The sequence below is a fragment of the Actinocrinis sp. genome (assembly GCF_035946395.1).
In the GTDB taxonomy this organism is placed as follows: Bacteria; Actinomycetota; Actinomycetes; order Streptomycetales; family Catenulisporaceae; genus Actinocrinis.
Genome location: NZ_DASYZI010000199.1, coordinates 1 through 4,899, shown reverse-complemented (window position 1 = coordinate 4,899; position 4,899 = coordinate 1). Strand labels below are relative to the sequence as shown.

Below are 4,899 nucleotides of genomic sequence, written 5' to 3'. Positions count from 1 at the left end.
GGGTGGTAGCCGAGGGTGTCGATGGCGGCCTGGACCCGCACCCGGGTCTCCTCCGAGATCGAGCGCTTACGCGACAGCACGTAGGACACCGTGGACGGCGACACCCCCGCCAACCGCGCCACCTCCGCAATCGTCACCATGCATCCTCCACAACTGGACCCAGCCACACCCCCGTGCGGACAACGGGAAGACGGAACTATCGCCGTCGCCGACAACGCCGCGTGTACGACTACACCGCGGGGCTAGGCCAGCGAAGCGCTTCGACATACGATCAGGGCCAAGCATGCTGACCTTGTTCCAGAAGGGTAGACCGGCCAGGTGGCTAGTGTCCAGAAGAAGCATCGAAGCGCTTCGATAATTTTCCAGTGACGCCAGTCATGCAGGTGGCGGCACTGCGACGCTCCGTACGAGACCAGACGCCTGCCCGCGGGCACGCAGCGGCCATTGACCGGTGCCACACGCCTCGCTAGCGTTCGGAAACTGTCGGCGTTCTGTGGAGAAAGTTTCTTTGAAGGGCGGGAAACACGATCAGCGATCCCATACTCGCGGGATTCCATCCCGACCCGAGCATCTGCCGAGTGGGGCAGGACTACTACCTCGCCTGCTCCAGCTTCGAGTACTTTCCCGGCGTACCGCTCTTCCACAGCCGGGATCTGGCGCACTGGACCCAGATCGGCAACGCGCTCGACCGGCCGAGCCAGCTGCGCCTGGTGCCCGACGGCACGTCGTCCGGCGGCGTCTACGCACCGACGCTGCGGCATCACGACGGCCGGTTCTGGTTGATCACCACCAACGTGACCCGTGGCGAAGGCAACCTGCTGTTCACCGCCACCGACCCGGCAGGTCCCTGGTCGGACCCGGTCCGGCTGCCCGACGTCGCCGGGATCGACCCGGATCTCGCCTGGGACGAGGACGGCGCCTGCTGGTGTACGTACGCCGGGGTCGGGCAGGTCCGGATCGATCCGCACACCGGGCAGGCCCTCGGCCCGCCACGCCGGATCTGGTCCGGCACTCCAGGCGCCAAGGCCCCGGAGGCGCCGCACCTCTACCGTATCGGCGAGTACTGGTATCTGCTCATCGCCGAGGGTGGCACCGAGCGCGGCCACTGCGTGTCGATCGCCCGGGGAACCGCGCCCACGGGACCGTTCGAACCCTGCCCCGCCAACCCGATCCTGACGCACCGCAGCACCGACCACCCGATCCAGAACACCGGCCACGCCGACCTCGTCCAGGCACCCGACGGCGCGTGGTGGATGGTGCTGCTCGGCGTGCGAGCGCGCGGCGGCACCCCCGGTTGGCATGTACTCGGCCGGGAAACCTTCCTCGCGCCGGTGACGTGGGCCGACGGCTGGCCGGTCGTGGGCGGAATAGTCCCGACGACGACCGGGCGACCGCCGCCGGATGTACGGGACGACTTCGACGCAGACGACCTGCATCCACGTTGGATCTCGCTGCGCCACCGCCCCGCCGACGACTGCAACGTGACGGAACGGCCCGGATGGCTGACCCTGCGTGCCCGCGCGGGCACGCTCGACGACCTCGACGTCACGTTCGCCGGCCGGCGTCAGCAGCACCCGTCCTGCCGAATACGAACTCTGATCGACACCGCCGAAGGCCGCGGCGGCCTGGCCGTCCGTCTCGACGAGCTGCACCACTACGAGATCGAGGCGACCGCCGCGGAAGTGCGGGCGCTGGCCCGCATCGGCCCGCTGCGAACGGTGCTGGCCACCCGGCCGATGCCTGCCGGACCCGCGGTGCTCGCGATCCGGGTGGCGTCCACCGACACCTTCCGGGACGTGCGCAGCGGGCCCGACACCGTTTCCCTCGGCGTCGAAGACCGGGACGGCGTGTTCACGGCGCTGGCCGAACTCGACGGCCGGTACCTGTCGACCGAGGTGGCCGGCGGCTTCACCGGCCGGGTCGTCGGCGTGTACGCCGCGGCCGGAACCGTCCGCTTCGACTGGTTCGACTACGAGCCCGTCGAAAAGCACAACGTCCCGGGAGAGTAGATGACGAGCACGGCGCGGTTCCTGCGCGCGCTGGACCAGGCGGTGGCGCAGGGTCCGTTCGAGCCCACCTGGGAGTCGCTGACCGGCTATCAGGTGCCTGACTGGTTCAGGGACGCGAAGTTCGGCGTCTTCGTGCACTGGGGGCCGTACAGCGTGCCCGCGTTCGGCAGCGAGTGGTACTCGCGCAACATGTACCAGCCCGGTATGCCCGAGTTCGAGCACCACCGCAGCGTCTACGGGCCGCAGAACGAGTTCGGCTACAAGGACTTCATCCCCAAGCTCACCGGCGAGAACTTCGACCCGGACGACTGGGCCGCCCTCTTCAGGCAGGCCGGTGCGCAGTACGTCGTGCCGGTCGCCGAGCACCACGACGGCTTCGCCATGTACGACAGCACACTCAATCCCTGGAACGCCGCCGCGATGGGTCCGCAGCGCGACGTGATCGGCCAGTTGGCGGACGCCGTCCGAGCCCGCTCGATGGTCTTCGGCCTGTCCTCGCACCGCGCCGAGCACTGGTGGTTCATGAACGGCGGCATGGGCTTCGACTCGGACGTGCGCGCCGGCCGCCACGCCGACCTCTACGGCCCCGCACAGCCGCAGGAACTGCCCGCGAGCCCGCAGTTCATCGAGGACTGGCTCGCCCGTACCGCAGAGCTGATCGAGCGCTACCAGCCGCAACTGGTCTACTTCGACTGGTGGATCCACCAGCCCGTCTTCAAGCCCCACCTGCCGAGGCTCGCAGCGTTCTACTACAACAGTGCCACGGCCTGGCAACGCGGAGCGGTGCTCGCGTACAAGCACGACGCCTTCGTCCCCGGCACCGCGGTCTACGACGTCGAGCGCGGAGCGAGCGCCCTCTTGCGGGCGGACCCGTGGCAGACGGACACGGCCGTCTCGCGCAGCTCGTGGGGTTACGTGGAAGACCACGACTATAAGAGCTCGACCGAACTCCTGACAGTGCTCGTCGACACCGTCAGCAAGAACGGCTGTCTGCTGCTCAACGTCGGCCCGCGCGCCGACGGCACCATCGCGGAGCCGGAAGCGCAGCTGTTGCGGGAGATCGGCGCGTGGCTCGCCGTCAACGGCGAGGCGATCTACGCCAGCCGTCCATGGATCGTCTACGGCGAAGGCCCCGCGCGGGTGACCGAGGGGCAGTTCACCGAGAACGCCTCACCGGCCTACGGCCCGGCCGACCTGCGCTTCACCACCCGGGACGACCACCTGTACGTGATCGCGCTCGGCGCCGCCGAAGACGGTCGCATCCACGTGCGCTCACTCGCACGCGACCTGACGCTCTACACCCGCCGGATCAGCACCGTGCACCTGCTCGGTCACCCCGAGCCGCTCGAATACGAACACAACGCGCACGCGCTGACCGTGCGCCTCCCCGAGCAGGCCCCTACCGGCCCGATGCCCGTGCTGCGCATCACCCCGGCAGCACCCTGACGCGGTCGCCGGAAACCCATCCCCAAGCTGGAGGTACCGTGCACGCCCCACGGAAACATGTACGACTCCAAGATCCACGGCGCTCACTCCGATGGCGGATCGGCGTCGGCGCCGGGCTCGCCGGTCTCACCGGCGCGCTGCTCATCGGCACCGGGGCCGGCGCGGCTGCCGCAGACACATCAGCACCCGGCGACAGTGCCATGGACACGGTGGCCGCGATGCAGCCGAGCTGGGACCTCGGCAACACGCTGGACGCCATCCCGGACGAGACCTCGTGGGGCAACCCCCTGGTCACCAAATCGGTCTTCGACACCATCCGCTCCGAAGGCTTTCGCAGCGTCCGGATTCCGGTGACCTGGGACAGTCACCAGTCCGCCGCCGCGCCGTACACCGTCGACCCGGCCTTCATGAGCCGGACGAGGCAACTGGTCGACTGGGCGCTTTCGGACGGTCTCTACGTCGAGATCGACCTGCATCACGACTCGTGGGAGTGGATCGCGAACATGGCGACTGACCACGACAACGTGCTGGCCCGCTTCGACGCGACCTGGACGCAGATCGCCGCCGAGTTCAGGGACGAATCGCGCAGGCTGCTGTTCGAGAGTGTCAACGAACCGCAGTTCTACAACGCCACCGACGCCCAGAAGACGCAGTTCATGAGCGAGCTCAACACCTCGTTCTTCGACGTCGTGCGCCAATCCGGCGGCCGGAACGCGACGCGTCTGCTGGTGCTGCCGACCCTGGGCGCCACGCCGGACCAGACCCTGATGGACAACCTGGCCGACACGATGGCCGCGCTGCACGACCAGAACCTGGTCGCCACGGTGCACTACTACAGCTTCTGGCCGTTCAGTGTGAACATCGCGGGGTTCACCACGTTCAACGCCACCGTCCAGCAGGACATGATCGACACCTTCGCCCGCATGTACGACACGTTCGTCGCGAAGGGCATCCCCGTCTATCTCGGTGAATACGGCCTGCTCAACTACCCCGACTATACGAACCCGAACAACGTCGTCGAGCCGGGCGAGGCGCTGAAGTACTTCGAGATGGTCGGCTACGAGGCGCGGATCAACCACGTCACCACCGCGCTGTGGGATCCCGGCACCTACCTGAATCGCAATACCCTGCAATGGCGTGACCCCTTCCTGATCGGTCAGATCAAGTCGGGCTGGACCACGCGCTCCGGCACCGCCGCCTCGGACCAGCTGTTCGTGCCGCGCTCCGGCCCCATCGCGGCGCAGACGATCACGCTCGACCTGAACGGTACCGAGTTCCGCGGCCTGGACGCCGGGGGCTGGCGCCTGATCGACGGCCGGGACTACGCCGTGTCCGGCGATCAGGTCACGCTGACGGCCGCCACGGTCGCTCACCTGGTGGGCAGCCGGTCATACGGCGTCGACTCAACCCTCGAAGTCCGTTTCTCCAGCGGCGTTCCCTGGCT

Annotated in this window: 4 protein-coding genes; 3 read left to right on the top strand and 1 reads right to left on the bottom strand. The window is 68.2% G+C overall.

What is annotated here, in order from left to right; all coding sequences use genetic code 11:
• Nucleotides 1-140 (bottom strand): LacI family DNA-binding transcriptional regulator (locus VGS97_RS12495; RefSeq protein ID WP_326851903.1); only part of this gene is annotated, 140 nt, incomplete at its 3' end.
• A gap of 387 nt (nt 141-527) precedes the next feature.
• On the opposite strand from VGS97_RS12495, the gene VGS97_RS12490 reads away from it, so the two are divergent.
• The 3 genes from VGS97_RS12490 to VGS97_RS12480 all read left to right on the top strand — a co-directional run.
• On the top strand, nt 528-2,009 hold the full coding sequence (locus VGS97_RS12490; RefSeq protein WP_326853565.1) for a glycoside hydrolase family 43 protein: 1,482 nt from the start codon (nt 528-530) through the stop codon (nt 2,007-2,009).
• Nucleotides 2,010-3,455, top strand: a complete 1,446-nt coding sequence (locus VGS97_RS12485; RefSeq protein WP_326853563.1) for an alpha-L-fucosidase — start codon at nt 2,010-2,012, stop codon at nt 3,453-3,455.
• Nucleotides 3,456-3,493: 38 nt separating this feature from the next.
• The coding region (locus VGS97_RS12480) for a cellulase family glycosylhydrolase (RefSeq protein ID WP_326853562.1) at nt 3,494-4,899 on the top strand (1,406 nt) is incomplete at its 3' end.